The organism is Bacillus stercoris (assembly GCF_029772985.1).
Classification (GTDB): domain Bacteria; phylum Bacillota; class Bacilli; order Bacillales; family Bacillaceae; genus Bacillus; species Bacillus stercoris.
The window spans coordinates 1,957,652-1,980,313 of the sequence record NZ_CP121861.1 but is presented as its reverse complement, the minus strand read 5'-3'; the positions used below and the strand labels follow the sequence as shown (position 1 = coordinate 1,980,313).

The following is a 22,662-nucleotide window of genomic DNA, read 5'->3' as shown; positions in this document are numbered from 1 at the left end:
ACATGAACGGTTAATATTCCTGCTTATCTCGAAAATTCATCCTCGATTCGCAAAATCGTTTCTTCCAGCTCTTCATTGGCTCCGTCCATTTCAAGAACCTTTTTCAAAAGCGGCAGCGCTTCTTTTTGAAGGCCTTCTTCTAATAGGAAGCTTGCGTATTCATATAAGAAATCTCTATCCTCCCGGTAATGAAGATAGGCAGCCTCAAAGGATTGTTTTGCTTCCTCGTATTGCTCTAATTCAGTATATGCGCTTGCAAGATACCAATTGTATTTCGGATCTTCTTCACCGTAGCTGCGAACCTCTTGAATAAGATCAATGATCTGTTCATAATCCTCTTCTTTATGATACACGGCAAGAAGTGTATGAAGGGCTTCGACGAATCCCGGATCAAGCGCAAGCGCCTCCTGTAGCAGCTTTTTCCCCTCTTCTGACTTCCCGATTTTCAGGGCCATTTTAGCGGCATAAAGGAAAAGTTCTTTGTTATATTCATCAAATCTGATACCCTCTTTTGCCGTTTTTAATGCCTCTTCATACATTCCTTCAGCTTCATAGCTTTTTGAGAGCGGCATATACAGTGAAGAATAAGATGGATCAAGCTCCTTTAAATCAGACAGCTGCTTAATAGCCGTTTTTACAAGCCCCGCCTGTAAGGCTGTAAACCCATAGCCGAAAATCGTATTAGGATCAGGACTCTCATCAACAGCTTTCTCGTACCATGGAATGGCATCCTCAAATTCACCTGAGGCACTTAACGATTCTGCCAGTCTTTGATGGACATTAACGCCTCCGATCTCACTCTTCTCCTCAGCCGTTGTTTTAAAATATTGAACCGCTTTTGCATAGGCTCCCTGAGTAAAGTAAAGTTCCCCCAGTGCAAAATCAATAACGGGTTCATTGGCCAGAATGGACTTTGCCTGTAAAAGCTTTTGTTCACTGACTTCGAATAATCCCTGCATCTGATAAAGATCCGCCATAAGCAGCAAACTTTCCGGATATGATGGATCTGTTTCCGGAATAGTCTCCAGCACAGCAAGAGCTTTTTCTTCTTCGTCAATATCTATTAAAAGTTCAGCGTAGAAATTCGTCAGTTCTGTTTCATTTGGGTATAAATCATGTAAATCACTAATCAGTGAAATGGCTTTTTCTACATCGCCCCACTCGTAATAAAGCTGGGCTGCAATCGCTTTATCTTCATCATGCAGCTGTTTTTCGGCTTTCGAGAGCGTATTGAGACCTTTTTCTGTTTCACCTGCTTCAACTAATTTTATGGCTTCTTGAATTAATGTATTCAAATCGGACCGGTCCTTTCTTTTCCTATACAACATCAACCATACAAAAAAGCTTTATTTGTTCGGGTTAATCTTATCATAATTCAGACGAATGCCCCCGGCAAATAAGATGCTTGCTGTACGGAAGGGAATTATTGAGTCTTATTAGTTTACCAAAAGATCTTGAGATAGAAAATGAAAAAAAGGAAGATCGCCCTCTGTACAGTAAAGCAGCTCTTTGACCTGCCGGCTTGTCAGTAAAGCGCATCCCCCCTTTTCGTTTTTCTTTCCTCTCTATAAGACAAGCTATGTTTTTTTGCCTCGAATTATGATTCTTCCAGTCAATCTGCAAAAAAAATCCTGAAGTAAAACTTCAGGATTTTTTGGAAAGCTTATTTAAATGTTCGAAGAAGGTTGGATAAGAAACGTGAATGGCATCCGTGTGCTCGATGTCAATCGGCTCCTCTGTTATACAGGAAGCAATACCAAGCATCATTCCGATTCGATGATCTCCGTGGCTGGACACTGCTGCGCCGCCTTTCAGCGTTTGTTTGCCATAAACCTTCATTCCATCTGCTGTCGGTTCAATTTCAGCACCTAGCTTGCGAAGTTCAGAAACAACAGTGTCAATGCGGTTTGTTTCTTTCACTTTAAGCTCTGCCGCGTCCTTAATAACGGTCGTTCCTTCCGCCTGAGTCGCAAGAAGCGCGATGATAGGGATTTCATCAATTAAACGCGGAATGATATCTCCTCCGATTTCAACTGCTTTGAGAGAGGACGTTTCTATAATCAAATCTCCATAAGGCTCTGCACTGCTGTCAGCAGATGGTTTGATTTCAAGTTTTGCCCCCATGTTTTGAAGGACGTCAATAATACCTGTCCGAGTCGGATTTAACCCAACGTTTTTCAATACAATTCTGCTGTTTGGAATCATCGCGCCAGCAGCAAGGAAAAACGCGGCTGAAGAAATGTCTCCAGGAACAAAAATATCAGCAGCTGTCAGTTTCTGGCCTCCATCAATGGAAACACTTGTTTGATCTTCAGAAAGCTTAACGCCAAAAGCAGAGAGCATCCGCTCAGTGTGGTCGCGGGATTTATGGGGCTCTGTGACAGTTGTTGTGCCCGCAGCCTGTAATCCGGCCAGCAAAACAGCAGATTTAATTTGCGCGCTTGCGACAGGTGATACATAATCAATGCCTTTTAATGAGGCGCCGCTCACTGACAGCGGTGTAAATTCTCCACCGGCTCTGCCGTCGATTTTAGCCCCCATTTTTTTCAAAGGCTCAGTAACACGCTTCATTGGACGCTTCGCAATGCTCTCATCTCCTGCTACCGCGCTGTAAAAAGGACGACCCGCCAATATTCCGAGTATCAGGCGAATTGTTGTACCTGAATTTCCGACATCTAAAAGGCACTCTGGCTCTTCCAGGGCATCGATTCCTTTTCCGTGAATCACGACATCGCTGCCGCTTTGCTCAATTTGAACACCCATTTTTCTAAAGCAATCGATTGTGCTCAGACAATCTGCTCCCGGCAGAAAGTTTTTAACTGTTGTTGTGCCTGTCGCTAACGCGCCAAACATAACAGAGCGGTGAGAAATGGATTTATCACCGGGAATATGTATTTCTCCGTGTAAAGCCTGCACCTTTTCTTGTTTCATTTTTTTCCACCTCAATCAGCATAAAAAGTTTCATATTCCGCTCGGGCTTCAATGCATTGTTCTGCCCGTTTGCGATCGTCATCAGACTGAAAACTGATCCTTAAAATCCCGTTAATATCCTCTCGTGTTTCAATAATGCGGATATTCGTGATGCTGATGCGCTCCGCAGCTAAGATCGCCGTTATCTCGGATATCACACCCGGATGATCGGGAACATCCACATATAAATCATAAAATGCCGGTATCGCTCCTTTCTGCCGAAGCGGCAGCCCGTCGCGATAATCCTTAGCTGTTTTAAAATAACGAAATAGATTTTCTGCATCTTCTTGTTCTACATATGTACGGATCTTGTCAATTTCACGAATCCACTCATCAAAACGATCCAAGATTTTATCTTTATTATGTAGCAGAATATCCCGCCACATTGCCGGGCTGCTCGATGCAATCCTTGTAATATCTCTGAACCCGCCGGCAGCAAAACGCTTAACAAGCGGATAAAGGTCTTCCGAATGGTAGGTTTGGTGAACAAGGCTTGCTGCGACAATATGCGGAAAATGACTAATAACACTCGTGACGCCATCATGTTCCTCTGGTGACATTTCCACAAAATGGGCATTTGTCCCCTTCAGCAGGTTTTTCAATTGTTCTACCGCTCGTCTATCCGTTTTCTGGCCTGGTGTTAAAATATAAAATGCATTTTCAAATAGGAATTCTTTCGCAGCGGCCACCCCTGATTTATGTGAACCCGCCATCGGATGCCCTCCGACAAATTGGTAGCGGCTAGGCAGCACTTGATCAGCATAATCAACCACTTTTTGCTTTGTGCTTCCCACATCCGTAATCAAAAGCTCATGTTCAATTCCTGAATGAGCCAGCTCTTCAAGCATAACCAGCGTTTGTTCGACTGGTGTCGCAATGATGACTGTAGATGCCTCTTTAGCACCGCTCATAAACGAATCAGCACGATCGTCTATCACACCTAATTTTAATGCGGCAACCGCCTGTTCATCAGAGATGTCGATTCCGATAATCCGTTTGCCGGGATGATTTTTTTTGATCGCTAGCGCAATCGAACCGCCTATCAATCCGAGACCGGCGAGCAATATTGTATCTTTCTTTTGATTCATACGTCATCACCTGGTTTATAGACTAAAGAGGTGATATTTGATCACCTCTTATAAAATTTCAGCTAAAATGGCAAGTATTTCTTCGTTTTGCTCTTTTGTTCCGATCGTAATCCGGAGTGATGTCGGGAAACCTAACGCATTTCCTGACCGGACGATATAGCCTTTTTCCAGCAGAGCCTGAAACAGTTCATCAGCAGGGCGTTTAAAGTCCATTAACACAAAATTTGTCTGTGAAGGGTAGCACTTTAAACCATGAGTCTTCGCAAAATCATAATACTGCTGAAGGCCTGCATTATTTTGCTCGACACAGGAAGCAATAAACGCTTGATCATCAAGTGCTGCGATCGCCGCAGCCTGGCCCAGACGGCTCGTATTAAACGGCTCTCTCGCCGGCTCAATCTGGCGAATCAGATTCTCGTCAGCAATTCCGAAGCCGACTCTGAGCGCTGCCAGACCATATGCTTTTGAAAATGTGCGCAAAATCATCAAATTGGAATACTTGCTTAAGAGCGGCACGGTTTCCGGGTAATCCTCGGCTGTTACATATTCATAATATGCTTCGTCAAGGACGACAAGGACACGTGAAGGAACGCGCTCCAGAAATGCGAGTATTTCTCCTTCAGATGTATAAGTGCCAGTCGGATTATTTGGGCTGCATATCCAAACGACTTGTGTCTGTTCGTCGATCGCTTCTAACATGGCGTCTAGATCATGTGAGCCGTCAGGACGAAGTGCGATTTCACGTACTTCAGCACCTTCAATGACCGCATTATGTTTATATTGCGGAAAAGTGGGGGCAGCAGTTACCGTGTTTGTTTTATCGTTTAAAAATGCCCGACAAATGATTTGAATGATTTCATCAGAACCGTTGCCGAAAATAAGTGATGTTTCGCTGACATTAAGGTGCTTACTGAGCCTTGTCCGCAAAGCGGCGCTATACCCGTCTGGGTAAAGGGCAAGCTGTTGAATTTCATGATGAAGCGCCTCTTTTGCAGCCTCCGAACAGCCGTACGGATTCTCGTTTGAAGCAAGCTTCACAACTTTATCCAAGCCATATTCTGATTTCACTGCTTCGATTGGCTTACCAGGCTGATAAGGCTTCAGCTGTTTTAAATGTTCTTTGATACGCAAATCAGTCACCTCATTTTAAACTGTACAAGCCGCCAAACGCCATTGCGTACTCCTCAAATTCCTGCAGCGCTTGTTTTCTCTTTTCAGCGCTGGTGAGCCGGTCCTTTAATTCTTCTATCTTTCTGACGAGCGCACTTCCTACTACGACACCGTCACAAATTTCATTCATCTTTAGGACCTGTTCACGGTTTGATATACCGAACCCTACAGCGACCGGAACAGTGCTGAGATCCTTCACAGTCCGAATGAACGGGTACACGGATGAATTGAACTCATTGCGGACACCGGTCACACCCAGAGAAGATACACAGTAGACGAAACCCTCGGCTTGTTCAATAATGGTTTTCAAACGGCTTTCACTTGTCGGCGCAACCAAAGAAATATACGTCACCTCATGGCTTTTACACTCCTCTTGAAGGCTGGCGCTTTCTTCTAGTGGCAGATCCGGAACAAGCAGACCGTCAATATGATTTTCCCGCAGTAAAGCGAAAAAGTATTCTTTGTTCAATTGTAACACAGGATTATAATACGTAAAGAGGATAATCGGAATATTCACTCCGTTTTTTTTCATTTCTCCGCCTAATTGGATTGCCTTTACGATATTCATTCCTTGATCAAGCGCCCGCTTTGAAGCCCGCTGTATCACCGGGCCGTCTGCAAGCGGGTCAGAGTATGGAACACCAAGCTCCAGTGCTGTGGCGCCTGCTTTTTGGAGAGACTTCGCCAGTTCAATCGAAACCTCAGGCACTGGATCGCCAGCCGTAATAAACGGGATAAACAATTTTTCTGATGGTTGAAGATCTAATTTAAACATGGGCTTTCACCTCATTTTTCATTACATTCATTAATGTGTTGACATCCTTATCTCCCCGTCCTGATAAACAAACGAGAATGATTTGACCGCGATCCATTCCTTTGGCGAGTTTGAATGCCTTCGCTAACGCATGGGCAGATTCGATTGCCGGCAAAATCCCCTCTTTTTCTGACAAGAGCTTTAATGCATTCACCGCTTCTTCATCTGTAATACTGTCATAAGTGACACGGCCGCTCTTATGCAAGTAAGCGTGCTCAGGACCGATCCCCGGATAGTCGAGACCTGCTGAAATAGAGTAAGGCTCAATTATCTGCCCGAACTCATCCTGAATGAGATATGTCAATGATCCGTGAATAACCCCTACGGTACCTTTCGAAATAGTGGCGGCATGAAGAGGAGTATCTATTCCTTTTCCTGCAGCTTCAGCTCCGATCAGTTCAACATCTTCGTTTAAAAATGCCTGAAACATCCCCATCGCATTGCTTCCTCCGCCTACACATGCCACTACTTTATCAGGCAGAGCGCCTTCAATACGTTTCAGCTGATCCTTCGCTTCCTCTCCGATCATTTTTTGAAATTCGCGGACCACTTGCGGATAAGGGTGCGGACCGACAACCGATCCAATCATGTAAAAATGATCCTCGCAATGCTGTACCCAGTAACGGATCGCCTCATTTGTAGCATCCTTCAATGTTCCGTTCCCGCTTGTTACAGGCACTACTTCCGCACCAAGAAGCTTCATGCGAAAAACGTTCAGAGACTGGCGGGCAACATCCTCTTCGCCCATAAACACAATGCACGAAAAACCGAATTTGGCTGCGACTGTTGCAGCGGCAACGCCGTGCTGTCCGGCGCCCGTTTCAGCAATGATTTTCGTTTTGCCCATTTTTTTAGCAAGCAGCGCTTGGCCTAACGCATTATTGATTTTATGGGAACCTGTATGGTTTAAATCTTCTCGTTTCAAATAGATTTTCGCGCCGCCTAAGTATTCAGTGACTCGATCAGCATATGTTAATGCAGTCGGCCGTCCGGAATAGTCCTTTAACAGCTTATAATATTCTTCACGAAAAACAGGATCATCCTTGATTTGTTTAAATGCTGTCTCTATTTCATCTAACGGCTGCATGAGTGTTTCCGGAACAAACTTCCCGCCAAAATCACCGTATCTGCCTATTTCATTCGGATATGGATACATATCGGTTCATCCTTTCTTCTAAAAGCCTCATCAGATTTTTATCTTTTTGCCCGTTTTTTTCAATTCCGCTGGCAAGGTCAATTCCTGCCGGCTGCCATTTCAATAGGCCTGTGACGCTATCCGGATTCACCCCGCCAGCGATAAAACAGCGTTTACCAATCACCGCCCGCTGATATTCCGGCACACAATCCCATGAAAATGCAACACCAGTTCCGCCTCTAGCCCCTTTTACAGATGAATCAATCACAAAGCCGTCCACATTATCTATAAAGCAGGCTATTTCTTGAGTTGTATTATGATGATGGTGAAGCGCCTTCCAAATTTCACAATCTGTCAGCTTGCGAAGCGCATCAGCATCCGCCGGGTTTTCATCACCATGAAGTTGAATGACGTCAAGCTTCAAGTCCTTAGCAATGCGTGACAGCCTCTCTATTGATTCATTAACAAAAACACCTGCAACTTTTTTTTCGACACGAACCTGGTTCAGCCACTTTTTCACATCTTGCGGAGATACTTTTCGTTTGCTTTCAGCAAATATAAAGCCAAGATAGTCAGCCTGTGATTGCGCCGCAAGCTGCAAATCCTTTAGTGACCGAATACCGCAATATTTTAATTCCGGTTTCTCCACAACCTCACTCCCCAAACAAAGCATGGATTGCTTTTCGCTGAGAAGTTTGTCTCATCAATGATTCACCGATAAGTACAGCTCGCGCCCCATGTTCGTTGACAAATGTTAAATGTTCTAAAGAACCGATTCCGCTTTCGCTGACAAGCAGAGATTCTTTCGGAACGAGAGATGCGATTTGTTCTGTCTGCTTTACAGATGTTTCAAACGTCTTTAGGTTTCGGTTATTTACGCCGAGAATATCAGGTGTGAACACTTTCAATATTTGTTCTAGCGTTGATGCATTATGAACCTCCACTAACACGTCCATCCCCTTTTCGCCTGCCTCAAGATATAATTCATAGAGGTGTAAGGGGTCAAGCACCTCGCCGATTAACAATATGGCATCCGCACCGATTCTCCTTGATTCCTCCACTTGAAGAGAATCAATAATAAAATCTTTTCTGAGTACAGGAATCGAAACAGCGCGCTTTACATCTGATAAATAGCTGTTTTCCCCTTGAAAAAACGGGGTGTCTGTTAAAACGGAAAGCGCATCTGCCTTCGCAGCTTCATAGTCTTTTGCAATCCGCACAGGGACAAAATCCTCTTTAATCAGCCCTTTTGACGGTGATGCTTTTTTCACTTCGGCAATCAGCCCGATAAACCGATTCGGGCTTGCCAACGCATCTTTAAATGAACGTTTTTCGAAAGGCTGCTCTACCGGCAGAACCAGCGTTTTCACTTCTTCTTTCTTTTGTTTGATGATATTTTCAAGCATAGATCTCTTCCTCTTTCTGTTTTAGTCGTTCAAGCTGCGCAGCTGCGCCTCCGCTTGTAATCGTCTCTAAGGCCAGCTCCGTTCCTTCCTTCAGTGAGTCGGTAATTCCCGCCGTGTAAATCGCAGCACCCGCATTAAAAGCCGTTATAGATAAAGCGGAACTGCTGCTTTTATTTTCAAAAATATTCAGAATGAGACAAGCGCTCTCTTTCGGTGACTGCACCTGTAAATCTTCAAGTCTGCCATTTGCGAAACCAAAATCTTCGGGTGAAACCGTATATTCCAGGCGCTCTCCGTCCTTTAATTCAATCACGTCGGTCGGCGCTGTAATTGAAAGCTCATCTAAACCGTCACGGCTTGATACGAACATGACATGCTTCGGCTGAAATGACTCTAGTGCGCTTGCCATCAGTCCAGCTTTTTCAACGGAATAGACCCCGATCACCTGACGCTGCGCCTGCAAAGGATTGCTTAGCGGTCCGAGCAGATTAAATACCGTTCTGAAACCTAGCTCTTTTCTAGTACCTGCTACATGTTTCATAGACGAATGATAAAGCGGCGCAAATAGAAATCCCATATTATTTGTTTCAATGCTTGATTTGACCTTCTCAGGAGTAGTTTGAATTGAAACCTCTAGCTCCTCTAAAACATCAGCGCTCCCGCTTTTAGAAGAGACAGAGCGATTGCCATGCTTAGCGATTTTCGCGCCAGCTGCCGAGGCAACAATTGCCGATGCCGTTGAGATATTAAAAGTGGAAATACCGTCTCCCCCGGTTCCGCATGTATCAACGACATCAGGAAGTCCATCGACTGTAAGAGCGTGTGCCCGCATTGCCTTCATAAAACCCGTAAGCTCTTCTGGCGTCTCGCCCCGATAAGCAAGAATAGACAATATACCGCCCATTTCAGAAGGAGTCATTTCCGCTGCCATCATCATATTCATCAGCGCTTCAGCCTCACCGGCTGTAAGGGTTTTTCCGTCAACGCACAATTGTAGAAATTTGTTCATCAGCTTTATCCTCCTTGCTATGAAACATGTCTTCTGCAATATGAATCGTTTTCAGCAGCGCACCGGCTTTATTACAGCTTTCTTCGTATTCGGTTTCCGGGACAGAATCAGCAACAATGCCAGCACCTGCCTGTATCGATGCAACACCGTTCTTTACACTCATCGTGCGAATCGTAATACAAGAGTCGATATTCCCGTCAAACCCAATGTAGGCAATACACCCTCCGTATGTCTCTCTCGGTGTTGGTTCGAGCTCTTGCAAAAGCTGCATGGCACGGATTTTAGGTGCTCCTGTTAATGTCCCCGCCGGGAAAGCAGACATCAGTGCATCAACGGGATGGACCCCTTTTTTCAGTTGGCCTGTAACCACCGAGATAATGTGCATGACATGTGAAAAGGAGACAATTTTTGTGAACTCCGGCACAGAAACAGACCCATACTCTGCTACTCTGCCGATATCGTTTCGGGCAAGATCAACGAGCATGTAATGCTCCGCCTTTTCTTTTTCATCCTTCATCAGCTCAACTTTCAGTCTCTCATCTTCGGCTTTGTCTGCACCGCGTTTTCTCGTACCGGCAATCGGATGGATTTCCAAGTGCCCGTCCTGAACGTGGATTAACCGTTCCGGAGAACTGCCGACTATTTCTCTGTCTTGCAGTTTCATATAATACATATACGGAGAAGGATTGACGATCCTAAGCACTCGGTATAACTCAAAAGCATCTGCTTTTATCGGAACCTCAAATTTCTGTGACAAAACGCCCTGAAAGATATCTCCTGCTTTTATATAGCCTTTGATTTTTTCTACATCAGCCATAAAAGCAGATTTTTCATAATTAGAAGATACTGTCTCAAAGCTGGGTGTCTTGTATGAATCAACAGAGAGAAACAGCTCTTTTATGTTTTTTTGGTCCATCATTTTTTCGACGAGATGTTGGAGCTCTTGATGATTTTGATGGAACACATCAATTTTTTCGTTTTCTGTTTCCTCTCCATTGAGCCTTGCATACTGGATAAAGTGGACGTTTTTGGTTTCATGATCATACGCAATTAATGTCCGGCAAACAAACAGCATACACTTTTCCATTTCTGTTTCTTTTGTATGCGAAGGAACAGAAGGCTCAATCAGCGGGATCATATCATAACTTAAGTACCCGACAGCTCCGCCGACAAAAGGAATGCCAAGCTCAGGTGTTTTGATTTTGTATGTGGCATTCATCCAGTTCAGTACGTCTTTTAGTTCATTTCCCGTGTAAAGAGATTTGCTGTCCTGATCAACGGCAGCAAAACGGCACTGCTCTTCTTTAATTGTGAGAAATGGATTCAGGCCGATAAACGAATATCTTGACCAAGCGGATGTATCGTCCTTGCTTTCAAGAAGATACGTAATCTCCCTGTCAAGCTTCTCTATCATTTGAATGGGTGTCAGTGTATCGACTGTGAAGGTCTCCACAATCGGTATCGTGTGGTGGGACAAGCTGTCCTCTAAAAATGCGGAAATGTTTGATTGGAAATTCAATGTTCTCACTCCTTATGGCAAGGAGAATGAGAAGATGGCATGAGAGGATAAAATATTATATAACAAATAAACCCAAAAGAAAGACTTCTTTTGGGTAGAATAAACATGCATGTCTCAGCTCAACTAAACTCATTCTCTGCTACCCTATTCTCTAACTCAACTCATTCTAATCGCTTTATACACACTCTTGTGTATTTCTAAGCTGTTCTTATCGTATTACAATTCAGTATTTTTTGTCAATGATAAATCGGGCCTCAATACGACGGCTTTTTCTAAATATACATGTCTGATCTGATCCTGAGGGACATCTGTCTGGACCGTCATCATGACTCTTATGCACTTTTTTAGACCGCCTGTTACGTCCATTTCCTGCATACATGTTACCGGTACATACTGCCATCCTGAAAGCTCGCGAACAGCTTTTGCCGGGAAAACAGAGTGCAAATCAGGTGTAGCCGAAAGAAGCATTTGAACAACATCTTCCGGTTTTGTTTGATTTTCTTCTATGATTTTCTCTAACAGCTGTTTTGTTTTTTGTAAAATTTCTTCTTCAGTATCCCGTTCAACTGTAGTTGCTCCGCGAATTCCGCGAATCATCATGATGTCTCCTCCAATCGCCATTTGTTCAGCCAGCTCTCAAGTTCATTTCTTGAAAATGTGTGATCAGCAACTTTCCCTAATTCGTTGAGCACAATAAACTGAATCTTCCCGCCTCGGGTTTTCTTATCATTCATCATACGGTCCAAGAGAACCGAAGTTTCCGTCTCTTTTCTGATTTGAGTTGGATAACCCAAACGTTTTAGCCAGCTGACCAAACGTTTTCTGTCCATTTCACAGCCTGCAGTCTTTTCGCTTATATATAAAGCAAACTGCATTCCGAGGGCTACTGCATCACCGTGAGTGATTTGCCCGTAGCCATATTCCGCCTCAACGGCATGGCCGAGCGTATGCCCAAAGTTTAAGTAAGCTCTTATCCCCTCTTCTTTTTCATCCTGCTGAACGACAGACGCTTTAATTGAAATGCCTTTAAAAATCATGTCATTCAGCTGATCATTAGTGATATCACGAAGTGAGCGGACATTCAGCAGCTCTTCCAGAAACGCTCTGTCGTAGATAAATGCGTGTTTAATTACTTCTGCCATTCCGGACCGAAGTTCTTTTTCAGGCAGAGAACGCAGGAACTCTGTATCGTAGAGCACGGCTTTCGGCTGGTAAAACGCACCGATTAGATTTTTTCCAAGCGGATGGTTCACGGCTACTTTTCCTCCGACTGCGCTGTCATGCGCCAAGAGCGTCGTGGGCATTTGGATGAAATCAATGCCGCGCATAAAAGTGGCAGCCACAAAACCGGCAAGATCCCCTACAACACCGCCTCCGAATGCGATGATACAAGAGGAGCGATCCAGATGAAAACGAATCGCTTCACTCTGCAATTTCGTATACATGTCCATGGATTTCGCCTGCTCTCCACTCGGTACCGTCACTTTTTTCACAGGCCACTTTTCTTGCAGCAAATGAAGCATTTCATCGCCATACAGGCGGTCCACCTCTTCATCCGTAACAAGCATGATCCTTGTTAAAGGCCTGTTTAAGGAGGTTAATAGATCGCAAGCCTTTTTTCTGATGCCTTGTCCGATAAAAACAGGATACGACGAAGAAGCAGTTTGAACATGCAGTGTCTTCATTAAAATTCCCTCGACAGTTTTCTCATATTCTCCACATTTTCTCTAATGCGGTCGATTTGATCTAAGCCGAATTGTTCAACGACTGCGTTCGCAATTTCCCAAGCGACAGCCGCTTCAGCTACTACACTTGCCGCAGGAACAGCACAGCTGTCAGAACGTTCAATGCTGGCGGAAAACGGTTCTTTCGTTTCAATATCGACACTTTTCAGCGGTTTATACAAAGTCGGAATCGGCTTCATGACTCCGCGGACAACAATCGGCATCCCTGTTGTCATGCCGCCTTCCAGTCCTCCAAGTCTGTTGGTGGCACGGGTGTAGCCTTTTTCCTCGTCCCAAATGATCTCGTCATGGACTTCACTTCCATTTCGGCCTGCCGCCTCAAATCCGATCCCGAATTCAACACCTTTAAATGCGTTAATTGACAGTACAGCTGCAGCAAGCTTGCTGTCCAGTTTGCGGTCATAATGGACATAGCTGCCCACACCTACTGGCATTCCCTCGACAATGACTTCCACAATTCCGCCGATGGAATCTCCGTTTGCCTTCGCTTCATCAATGGCAGCCATCATTTTTTTGCCTGCCTCTTCATCGTAGCATCTGACAGGAGACTCCTCCGTTACACGCTGCAGGTCTTCAATTGACGTATATGCTGTTTTATCAGCTTTAACTGCGCCAATTTGCAACACGTGTCCCGCCACCTTAATGCCGAGCTCAGAAAGAATCTTTTTCGCAACAGCCCCTGCCGCCACTCTGACAGTTGTTTCCCTTGCTGAAGAGCGCTCAAGCACATTTCTCATATCACGATGATTGTATTTAATCGCGCCATTTAAGTCAGCGTGCCCAGGTCTCGGTCTGGAAATTTGGCGCTTCATTTCCTTTTCTTCATCTTCTGTAATCGGAGCGGCACCCATGATTTTTGTCCAATGCTTCCAATCGTTATTTTCAACAACGAGAGCAATTGGTGAGCCGAGTGTACGCGCATGGCGCACCCCACTCATAATTTTGGCCTGGTCTTTTTCGATCTGCATGCGACGGCCGCGGCCGTGGCCTTTTTGGCGTCTGGCAAGCTCAAAATTGATATCTTCCTCCGTTATGTAAAGCCCGGCAGGCACACCTTCAATAATGGTTGTCAGTTGGGGGCCGTGTGATTCACCGGCTGTTAAATATCTCATGACTTCTACTCCCTTCATCGCATTAACGCTTTTAAGTAAGACTACTATAACATATTTTTCAGCAAAAAGTCAGTCTATCTTTTTTGATAAAAGAATGTATCGGCTGGAGCCAGGCCGAATTTCTCAGGGTTGAAGATTTGCTCGGTGCTGCCGACAAAAAGAACTCCATTCTTTTTCAAGCTATTTGCCATTTTTAAATAAAGCTCTTCCTTCGCGCTTTCTGTAAAGTAAATAAATACATTGCGGCACACGATTAAGTCAAAGTCTTGTTCATAACGATCCGCCAGCAGATTGTGCTTTTTGAATGTAATATTCTTTTTGATTCCCGGTTTTACTTCATAACTTCCATTTGTGTTTTGAGTAAAATAACGATCCTTCACTGATAACGGCACTTCCTGTAAAGACCGCTCCTGATAAACGCCTTTTTTCGCTTTTTCCAATGCTTTTTCATCAATATCCGTTGCCAAAATCTGATAGCCCGGAAGACCTTTTTGCTGGTCCAAAAGCATGGCAAGCGTGTATGGCTCCTCCCCCGTTGAGCAGGCGGCACTCCAAATCTTTAAAGGTCTAGAGGTCTTGATTAACGGCAGAATTGCAGTCTCAAGAACTTCCCATCTTTTATAATTACGATAAAATTCTGAAACATTGATCGTCATTCTGTCCAATGTTTCATTTAAGAGAGCGGGATCTTTTTCCAATGCCGCCGCAAAGTCCTTAAAGCTTTGGAACCCCTTTTTCTCATAAAGTGATGTTAGCCTTCTCTTCATTTGTGACTCTTTATATAGTGTCAAATCGACTCCGGTTAATTGTTTCCATTTCGTTGTAAAAACGCTGTATGTATCCATCTCTACTCTCCCAGTCTCGCTGTCTTTTTGTCCTAGTATAGCTTGTTTTATCAGGAAATTGTATTAATTCAATAAAAAAATCAGCTTTTCAGCTGATTTTAGATCATTGGGAAAGGCAGAGGCCTGATGCACACTGCCATTGAACCCTTTATTCACTTTAATGTAAACCTTTACAAAACAGTTCAAAAACCGGCGGCGTTCAATAATGCCGGCTCTGTTACATATTTTCACAATGATTAATAGATCCAGCCTGCCATAAGCTGCTGATATGACACTAATTCTTCATTCTTAAAGAAAATGTTAATCTCGCGTTCTGCACTTTCGAGAGAATCAGAGCCGTGGATGATGTTTTTCCCGACAAACATGCCATAATCTCCCCGAATCGTACCAGGTAAAGCTTCTTTAGGATTTGTCTTTCCGATCAGCTGTCTCGTCACTTCAATGACATTTTCGCCTTCCCACACCATTGCGAATACAGGTCCTGAAGTAATAAACTCAACGAGCTCTCCGAAGAAAGGCTTCCCTTGATGTTCGGCGTAGTGTTTCTCAGCCATTTGTTCAGTCACTCTCATTAACTTGGCACCAGCTAATTGTAAGCCCTTACGTTCGAATCTAGATAAAATGTCCCCAATGAGCTGACGTTGGACACCGTCTGGTTTCACCATGATAAAAGTCTTTTCCATCATATTCTCCACCCCATCATTATGTATGTATAGGCTTTCACACTGCACACCGAAATCGTAACATCTTTCTGATAATTAATCAATCCGGGGCGGAGAAATTTCTTAATATCTACAAAAATTAAAATTTTCTTTTACCGATATATTTTGCGATGGCTGCAAGAGACGAGCGCGCGCGACCTCTGGGAAGCGTATTTAATTTCTGGAAAGCTTTCTGCAAATACATTTCGCTTACTGCCATAGATGCTTCAATGGCATCCGTTTTTTTGATTTCTTCAATGATTGGTTCAAGCTGTTCCTGCGTTGTCTCACTGTTAATCAATTTAAGCTGGTTCTTTAATGCTGGATTTTCCAGGGCATACAGCACTGGCAGTGTGACGTTCCCTTGAAGCAAATCTCCTCCAACGGGTTTGCCCAGCTCTTCTTCAGTTGAAGTGAAATCAAGAATATCATCAATAATTTGGTAAGACATACCGACGTAATATCCAAACCAGTACAGCGCCTTATGAATCTTCTCATCAGCGCCAGACGCAATGGCACCGAGCTGGCAGCTGACCGCGATCAAGAGAGCCGTTTTTCTTTTAATACGGCGGAGATATGTTCTGAGGTTTTGTTCCATGTTGTATTTGTCTTTGATCTGCTCGATCTCTCCTAGACAAACTTCAACGATCGTCTGCGACAAAATCCTATGGGCTTTCGGTTCGTTAATTCTCGTCATCATTTCAAGAGATCCCGCAAGCATATAATCGCCTGTGTACATCGCAATACGATTGTCCCACTTTGCTTTGATTGTCGGTTTCCCTCGGCGAAGCTCCGCATCATCAATGACATCATCATGAACCAGAGATGCCATGTGAATCATTTCCAGAGTGACAGCCACATATTTAATCTTATTAATATCGTAATCGCCAAACATGCCTGAAAGCAGTACGAAAACAGGCCGAATACGTTTACCTCCGGCCTGCAGCAGGTGAAGCCCCGCCTCGCTTAAAAGCGGATAATCGGAACGTACGGTTTGTTCAAGTTCTCTTTCGATTACATCAATATCGTCATTTAAAAAAGAGTAGGCCATTTTAAATTTCATATCATTCACCCAAACATCTGTGTTTTCATTTCCATCCGATATGCGTGGCAGCGACTCCGCCAGTAAACGAATGATATTTAACATTTTTTAGGCCCGCCTCTTCAAACAGGCCTGCCAGTTCCTTCATTCCAGGGAAATCTCTGGCTGATTCTTGAAGCCAAGAATATTCTTTATAGCTCTTCGCAAACAGTTTTCCGAAAAACGGCATAATGTACTTAAAGTACATAAAGTAAGCCTGTCTGAATCCGAACATTTCCGGTTGAGACGTTTCCAGACATACAACCTGGCCGCCCGGCTTCACTACACGTCTCATCTCTTTCAATACAGTCAAGTAATCAGGGACATTGCGGAGTCCGAAGCCAATGGTGACATAATCAAATGTATCATCATCAAAAGGAAGCTCCATCGCATTTCCATGCAGCAGTTCGATTTGGCTGAATCCGCCGTCTTTTACTTTCTGCTGGCCGACACTCAGCATATTTTCACTGAAATCCAAGCCCTTGATCTCGCCGCTTTTGCCGGCCGCTTTCGCAAGAGCGATCGTCCAGTCAGCTGTTCCGCAGCATACATCGAGTGCTTTGGCGCCTTCTTTTACATCCATGATGCGCATCGTTTTATCGCGCCATTTTTTATGCTGCTGAAAACTGATGACAGAGTTCATTTGGTCATAGTTTTTATATATTTTTTCAAATACTCCGTGTACGCGCTGTTCTTTTGAGTCCTGCATAATGGTTTACCCTTCTTCCACTTTCTGATGATAGGTTTGATCTTGGCTGATTGTCTTCAGACGGTTTAATAAAATGTTCTGAATAGGAGAATTTAGAGGCAAAAGTGACTCAACGCTGTTTTTCGCTTTTTTAAAACAATCTTCTAATATCTCTTCTTTTGTTTTTCCAAGCTGTATAAAACTGCCGATCACATCCAGAAATGTATCATTCCCGTTCATAAGCCGCTTAAATACAAAAAAATCACTCGACAGCTTTTTCCAGCGCGGAAGGTTGAAGTGTTCTGCCACACGATGGAATAAAGCTGATTCAACGATGCCGACACTTTCGAAAAAATCGTTTTCGTCCTTGAAAGAACGGTCATATAGGCGAATTTTATGTTCATTGATTTCTTTGATAGCTGTAGCAAGCGTCCGAATCATGTAGATATCCTTCATTTCAGATAGTAAAGAGTAGTACAGCCCGCTGAAATAATCGCCCGCGAGAACAGTCAATTGGCGGTTTTTGTTTTCGTCTCGTTTTATGACTCTAGCTGTCGTCACTTCATCATGGGTATCAAGGGCGCTTTGTACAAGCATCGCTGTTACAATATAATTTTCTCTGTCGTTGTTTTTTATGTCAGCTTCTTCAAATAAAGCATGAAAAAGAAGAAGCTTATCCTCATCAATTTTCGGCGCAGAAATATGCTTCGCTAAATAAGGATGAGACAGCTTTTGTTTTAATTTTGTGTTCAAATTGGCTAAAGTTCCGTAGATGTCTTGCAAAAATATCACCCTTGTCCCCAAATTCACATTTATTTCTTAATCTATGTAAGAGTCTTATCTTTTCATTCGCTTACGCAGATATCATTATAGCATAAAAAAAAGAAATTGGCTGTATCCTCCCGCTGTTTGCGAGCATTTGCTTTTAACAGCGGGGACAGCCAGCTTATTTTTTTTCGCTTTTCATTTCTCCGTACGCGGTTTGAATCAGTGCCTCTCCTCTGACTTTGATGGCAGAAGTATGCTCTGTAAACTGAGCGATGATCACTTCTCCCTTGTCGAGTTTTTCGGAATGGTGAAACTTTGTGTCTGTTCCTCTTGTCAGGCCGATCACATTTACTCCATCCTCAACCGCTTTAATGACGACAAAATCACTTGAATGCTTTTGATTCATTTATAGCACCCTCTATCTTTATTAGTCCTGACGTTTAATATGCTCCAGTACTTCTGCACGGGCAGCGGCATCATCTTTAAAAACGCCTCTGACTGCTGAAGTGACAGTTTTCGCACCCGGTTTTCTTACACCGCGCATCGTCATGCACATGTGTTCTGCTTCAACCACAACCATTACGCCATGCGGGTCAAGCGTTTCTACGATGCTTTCCGCGATTGTCGAAGTGATGCGTTCCTGAAGCTGCGGACGCTTTGCAACGGCTTCAACGGCACGTGCCAGCTTGCTGAGTCCTGTGACCTTTCCGCCTCGCGGTATATATGCAACATGTGCTTTTCCATAAAAGGGAACCAGGTGATGCTCACACATAGAATGAAACGCGATATCTTTTACAAGAACAAGCTCCTCATGGTTTTCACCGAAGATAGTCTGGAAATGTTCTTTTGGATCTTCATTCAAGCCGGAGAATACTTCGGCATACATCTTTGCGACTCTTTTCGGAGTATCAAGAAGCCCTTCTCTATTCGGGTCTTCTCCGATCGCTTCTAAAATTTGACGAACAGCTTGTTCGATTTGCTCTTTATTAACTTCTTTCATGTTCTATGTCCTCCACCAATGAATACATTTAATTTCGATTCTAGCACACATGCCCCGCTAAAAGCAAAGTGAATGCCCTATCAGGAAGCCCATGCTCTTGAAATATGAAAAGCCCCTTAGAAAGGGGCTTTTCTGTGAAGAAATAAAGTGTATGTAAGCTAGATGCATACACGATCTATATTCACAATTATTTTCCGGCAACTGCGTCTTTAAGCGCTTTACCTGGTTTGAAAGCAGGTACTTTGCTTGCAGGAATTTCGATTTCTTCACCTGTTTGAGGGTTGCGTCCTTTACGTGCAGAACGTTCACGCACCTCGAAGTTACCAAAACCGATCAGTTGGATTTTATCACCGTTTTTAAGTGCATCTAAGATCGTATCAAAAACAGAGTCAACTGCTTTTGTAGCGTCTTTTTTAGACAATTCGCTTGCTTCTGCAACCGCATTGATAAGTTCTGTTTTGTTCATGCCTTTCACCTCCTCCCAAAAGGAATACATTCAGTTCGTTTATTATCATTTCTTCACAGTTCAGTCTGATTCTAAACCTGTCTCAGAAAAAAATAAGAGCAGGCAAGAGAAAGACAATTAAACGGCTTTTTAAGAAAAACTGCACTCTGAGGAATGTTTGTCCAACAAAGTGAAGAATTTCTGTATGTAGAGTAACACATATAAAAAGCCATATCAAGCATTTTAAAGCGTCAATCCCTTGCTCGTCAAGGATTTAACGTGATTTATCGAACAAATATTCCTTTTTTTACTTTTTTCATCCTATTCCTTGATCCTTTTCCATTATTAAGAGCAAAGAAAAAAGACCTCCCATTCTATAAAGAGGTCAACCGGTATTACAGGATAATGGCGATTAAGCCGCCAGAGCCTTCGTTTATGATTCTTTCTAACGTTTCTTTTAATTTATACCGTGCGTTTTCAGGCATGAGTGACAGCTTCGCCTGAATCCCTTCTCTCACAATTGAGCTCAGTGACCTTCCGAATATATCGGAATTCCAAATGGAAAGCGGATCATCCTCAAAGTCCTGCATTAAATAACGTACAAGCTCTTCACTTTGTTTTTCCGTTCCAATAATCGGGGCGAATTCGCTTTCGACGTCAACTTTGATCATATGGATCGACGGAGCGACAGCTTTCAGCCTCACACCGAATCGCGAGCCCTGTCTTATAATTTCCGGCTCATCAAGACTCATATCAGCTAAAGCAGGCGCTGCGATGCCGTATCCCGTCTGTTTGACCATTTTTAAGGCCTCAGACACTTGATCATATTCTGTTTTCGCATGGGCGAAGTCTTGCATGAGCTCAAGCAGATGGTCTCTTCCTCTGATTTCAACGCCCACAACTTCTTTTAGGATTTGATCATATAGATGATCAGGCGCGTACAAATCAATTTCTGCCACCCCTTGACCCAGCTCAATTCCGGCTAAGCCGGCACTTTCAATGAACTCAAACTCGCTAAATTGGCCGACAACCCTGTCTACGTCCCGGAGCCGTTTAATATCCTTAACCGTTTCCTTCACAGACTCCTGATAGCTTTCACGCAGCCAATGGTTTTCTTTCAGCACCATTACCCAGCTTGGGAGATTGACATTCACTTCAAGCACCGGAAACTCGTAGAGGGCCTCTCTGAGCACACTCAGCACATCTGATTCCCGCATGCTCTCTACACTCATTGCCAATACCGGGATATCATATTTTTCGCTTAAATCCTGGCGCATAGCCTCCGTTTCCGGGTGATACGGCCTGACTGAGTTGATGACCATAATAAAGGGTTTGCCAACCTCTTTCAGCTCTTCAATGACTCTTTCTTCAGCCTCTATATAGTCACTTCTGGCAATATCTCCAATGGTGCCGTCTGTCGTAATGACAACTCCTATGGTCGAGTGTTCTTGAATGACTTTTCGTGTGCCGATTTCAGCAGCCTCATGAAATGGGATCGGTTCTTCGTACCAAGGCGTGTTGATCATCCGCGGCCCGTTTTCATCTTCATACCCTTTAGCGCCGGGCACTGTGTAACCTACACAATCTACTAATCTTATATTCACATCGAGTCCGTCTGACACATGAACAGACATCGCCTGATTCGGAACAAATTTAGGCTCTGTAGTCATAATTGTTTTGCCGGCTGCGCTTTGCGGCAGTTCATCCTGCGCTCGGGCCCGGTCTGCTTCGTTACTGATATTCGGGAGCACCACAAGCTCCATAAATTTTTTAATAAACGTGGATTTTCCTGTACGGACAGCACCTACGACTCCTAAGTATATATCGCCTCCTGTTCGTTCAGCGATATCCTTGAAAATATCGACCTTTTCCAAGTGATCCCCTCCCGGACTTCCTATCCTTATCAATTTTATTAAGCTCTTTCAATCAAACACAGGACACTATATGTGTATGACGTTGTCCTATTTGAATATGACATCTTTAGAAAATTTCTCATCCTCAATCTATTAAAGTATAAAAAAACCTTTCTCCCTATTTGTATGCAAGGGAGAAAGGTTCATTCCTTTTTCATATCATTTTCTAAAAAAACAGGTTCCTGCTTGTCATTTACCGTATATTTCACAGAAAACGCGGGGACAAAGGGGGTTTCTTGCCAAATTATATCCTGGATTTCAGTCCCGGGTTTAAACGTTTTTTTGTTTTTTTTCAGGCAAGAAGCCAGCTCAGTCCGGTAATCGGCATATATTTCTCCGTCTCCATCAATCATAAGCGGCAAGGAATTCCCTGAGATTGGGCTTGTCACTGTAAGAGAGCTTCCATCCCCCAGCTTCTTCTCATCGAGTGTAAATAAATCATGTGATAGCACATCCTTGTAAGGCGGATATTGATGCTCTTGACGGTACATCTGGATACGCAATTTCACATCGCGAATTTTTTCAGCCATCTTCAGATCAATTAATTTAACAGTCGGATCGTTCTCTACGTCAACAAGCACGTATTGATAGTCTCCCCCGCTTTCATATGCCGTACTCGGAGGTTCAGCTATGTATCTTGGCGCTAACCGTTTAAAGTCTATCGGATATTTTTGATATAGCGGAGTCGACATATCTTTGGTTTGAATTGGAAGCAGCCCTCCATTTGCCTTTTGAAATTCATCAACAGCAGACTGAACCTGCTGTAGCTGGTCATGATAAGGAATGGCATGCACACTGCTTTTCCGTTCATTTGGATACAAACAACCGGATAAAAACACGACTGCCGCAAAAATGATAGCGCACTTCAGTTTACCCATACAGCACTTCCTTTTACAGCTTTATTCATTGACAGGGCCGCTAAAAACCACGACAAACACAATAATTCCAGATAGGAGCATACACATGTAAGCGAATGATGAAATCGTAATCTTCAAAAAACGGTTTTGGCACTTAAAGCGACTGAAATAGATGGAAGCGACAGCCAGAAACATCAAACCCATGGACCCTAGAGCAAACCACATTTTCATCAATGCCAGATTCAATGACGTGCGCCTCCCCGATATGTATGATGTAAGCGTTATATTTTATTTTAATATACAGCACCGGAAAAGATCAACCAGATTTTCCATCCTTTGATAGAACAAAAAAACTGAAGCAAAGAGGGGGACCTTCGCTTCAGTCAACTTGACTAT

Annotated in this window: 24 protein-coding genes; all 24 read right to left on the bottom strand. The window is 43.6% G+C overall.

What is annotated here, in order from left to right; all coding sequences use genetic code 11:
* Window positions 1-23: 23 nt before the first annotated feature.
* The gene (locus QA442_RS10445) at window positions 24-1,295 is read right to left on the bottom strand and encodes a tetratricopeptide repeat protein (RefSeq protein WP_069149783.1); all 1,272 of its coding nucleotides are present in this window, start codon (window positions 1,293-1,295) and stop codon (window positions 24-26) included.
* A gap of 349 nt (window positions 1,296-1,644) precedes the next feature.
* Entirely contained in the window at window positions 1,645-2,931 is a 1,287-nt protein-coding gene (gene aroA, locus QA442_RS10440; protein ID WP_095431523.1) for a 3-phosphoshikimate 1-carboxyvinyltransferase, read from the bottom strand.
* 11 nt (window positions 2,932-2,942) lie between these two features.
* Window positions 2,943-4,058 (bottom strand): prephenate dehydrogenase, encoded by a 1,116-nt coding sequence (locus tag QA442_RS10435; protein ID WP_095431522.1) that lies wholly within the window; start codon window positions 4,056-4,058, stop codon window positions 2,943-2,945.
* Between the two features lie 48 nt (window positions 4,059-4,106).
* On the bottom strand, window positions 4,107-5,189 hold the full coding sequence (gene hisC / locus QA442_RS10430; RefSeq protein WP_095431521.1) for a histidinol-phosphate transaminase: 1,083 nt from the start codon (window positions 5,187-5,189) through the stop codon (window positions 4,107-4,109).
* A gap of 10 nt (window positions 5,190-5,199) precedes the next feature.
* Window positions 5,200-6,003, bottom strand: a complete 804-nt coding sequence (trpA, locus tag QA442_RS10425) for a tryptophan synthase subunit alpha (RefSeq protein WP_014664403.1) — start codon at window positions 6,001-6,003, stop codon at window positions 5,200-5,202.
* On the bottom strand, window positions 5,996-7,198 hold the full coding sequence (gene trpB, locus QA442_RS10420; protein WP_095431520.1) for a tryptophan synthase subunit beta: 1,203 nt from the start codon (window positions 7,196-7,198) through the stop codon (window positions 5,996-5,998). The genes trpA and trpB overlap by 8 nt, the downstream gene beginning before the upstream one ends.
* The gene (locus tag QA442_RS10415) at window positions 7,179-7,826 is read right to left on the bottom strand and encodes a phosphoribosylanthranilate isomerase (protein WP_095431519.1); all 648 of its coding nucleotides are present in this window, start codon (window positions 7,824-7,826) and stop codon (window positions 7,179-7,181) included. The genes trpB and QA442_RS10415 overlap by 20 nt, the downstream gene beginning before the upstream one ends.
* Window positions 7,827-7,830: 4 nt before the next feature.
* The gene (trpC, locus tag QA442_RS10410) at window positions 7,831-8,583 is read right to left on the bottom strand and encodes an indole-3-glycerol phosphate synthase TrpC (RefSeq protein WP_095431518.1); all 753 of its coding nucleotides are present in this window, start codon (window positions 8,581-8,583) and stop codon (window positions 7,831-7,833) included.
* Window positions 8,576-9,592, bottom strand: coding sequence for an anthranilate phosphoribosyltransferase (trpD, locus tag QA442_RS10405; RefSeq protein ID WP_095431517.1), 1,017 nt, complete (start codon window positions 9,590-9,592; stop codon window positions 8,576-8,578). The genes trpC and trpD overlap by 8 nt, the downstream gene beginning before the upstream one ends.
* Window positions 9,564-11,111, bottom strand: coding sequence for an anthranilate synthase component I (gene trpE / locus QA442_RS10400; protein WP_095431516.1), 1,548 nt, complete (start codon window positions 11,109-11,111; stop codon window positions 9,564-9,566). Before trpE ends, trpD begins: the two co-directional genes overlap by 29 nt.
* A gap of 216 nt (window positions 11,112-11,327) precedes the next feature.
* Window positions 11,328-11,711, bottom strand: coding sequence for a chorismate mutase (aroH, locus tag QA442_RS10395; RefSeq protein WP_014664409.1), 384 nt, complete (start codon window positions 11,709-11,711; stop codon window positions 11,328-11,330).
* Window positions 11,708-12,796 (bottom strand): 3-dehydroquinate synthase, encoded by a 1,089-nt coding sequence (gene aroB / locus QA442_RS10390; RefSeq protein WP_040082766.1) that lies wholly within the window; start codon window positions 12,794-12,796, stop codon window positions 11,708-11,710. The genes aroH and aroB overlap by 4 nt, the downstream gene beginning before the upstream one ends.
* A complete protein-coding gene (aroC, locus tag QA442_RS10385) occupies window positions 12,796-13,968 on the bottom strand; it encodes a chorismate synthase (protein WP_095431515.1) in 1,173 nt (390 codons plus the stop codon). The genes aroB and aroC overlap by 1 nt, the downstream gene beginning before the upstream one ends.
* Before the next feature lie 74 nt (window positions 13,969-14,042).
* Window positions 14,043-14,813, bottom strand: coding sequence for a protein-glutamate O-methyltransferase CheR (cheR, locus tag QA442_RS10380; protein WP_095431514.1), 771 nt, complete (start codon window positions 14,811-14,813; stop codon window positions 14,043-14,045).
* Between the two features lie 236 nt (window positions 14,814-15,049).
* Window positions 15,050-15,499: a nucleoside-diphosphate kinase gene (gene ndk / locus QA442_RS10375; RefSeq protein WP_010886554.1), complete on the bottom strand. Its 450-nt coding sequence runs from the start codon at window positions 15,497-15,499 to the stop codon at window positions 15,050-15,052.
* A gap of 115 nt (window positions 15,500-15,614) precedes the next feature.
* Window positions 15,615-16,577: a heptaprenyl diphosphate synthase component II gene (gene hepT, locus QA442_RS10370; protein WP_176465944.1), complete on the bottom strand. Its 963-nt coding sequence runs from the start codon at window positions 16,575-16,577 to the stop codon at window positions 15,615-15,617.
* Between the two features lie 25 nt (window positions 16,578-16,602).
* Complete coding sequence (gene menG / locus QA442_RS10365; RefSeq protein ID WP_014664415.1) at window positions 16,603-17,304, bottom strand: demethylmenaquinone methyltransferase; 702 nt, start codon at window positions 17,302-17,304, stop codon at window positions 16,603-16,605.
* Window positions 17,305-17,310: 6 nt separating this feature from the next.
* A complete protein-coding gene (gene hepS / locus QA442_RS10360) occupies window positions 17,311-18,066 on the bottom strand; it encodes a heptaprenyl diphosphate synthase component 1 (RefSeq protein WP_014664416.1) in 756 nt (251 codons plus the stop codon).
* Window positions 18,067-18,229: 163 nt separating this feature from the next.
* A complete protein-coding gene (gene mtrB / locus QA442_RS10355) occupies window positions 18,230-18,457 on the bottom strand; it encodes a trp RNA-binding attenuation protein MtrB (protein ID WP_003230576.1) in 228 nt (75 codons plus the stop codon).
* Between the two features lie 21 nt (window positions 18,458-18,478).
* The gene (gene folE / locus QA442_RS10350) at window positions 18,479-19,051 is read right to left on the bottom strand and encodes a GTP cyclohydrolase I FolE (RefSeq protein WP_003225516.1); all 573 of its coding nucleotides are present in this window, start codon (window positions 19,049-19,051) and stop codon (window positions 18,479-18,481) included.
* A 187-nt stretch (window positions 19,052-19,238) separates the two neighbouring features.
* Window positions 19,239-19,517: a non-specific DNA-binding protein Hbs gene (gene hbs / locus QA442_RS10345; protein ID WP_003153447.1), complete on the bottom strand. Its 279-nt coding sequence runs from the start codon at window positions 19,515-19,517 to the stop codon at window positions 19,239-19,241.
* A 374-nt stretch (window positions 19,518-19,891) separates the two neighbouring features.
* Complete coding sequence (gene spoIVA, locus QA442_RS10340; RefSeq protein ID WP_014664418.1) at window positions 19,892-21,370, bottom strand: stage IV sporulation protein A; 1,479 nt, start codon at window positions 21,368-21,370, stop codon at window positions 19,892-19,894.
* Window positions 21,371-21,552: 182 nt separating this feature from the next.
* Window positions 21,553-22,287 (bottom strand): hypothetical protein, encoded by a 735-nt coding sequence (locus tag QA442_RS10335; RefSeq protein ID WP_095431512.1) that lies wholly within the window; start codon window positions 22,285-22,287, stop codon window positions 21,553-21,555.
* A gap of 21 nt (window positions 22,288-22,308) precedes the next feature.
* Window positions 22,309-22,512, bottom strand: a complete 204-nt coding sequence (locus tag QA442_RS10330; RefSeq protein WP_095431511.1) for a DUF2768 domain-containing protein — start codon at window positions 22,510-22,512, stop codon at window positions 22,309-22,311.
* Window positions 22,513-22,662 lie beyond the last annotated feature (150 nt).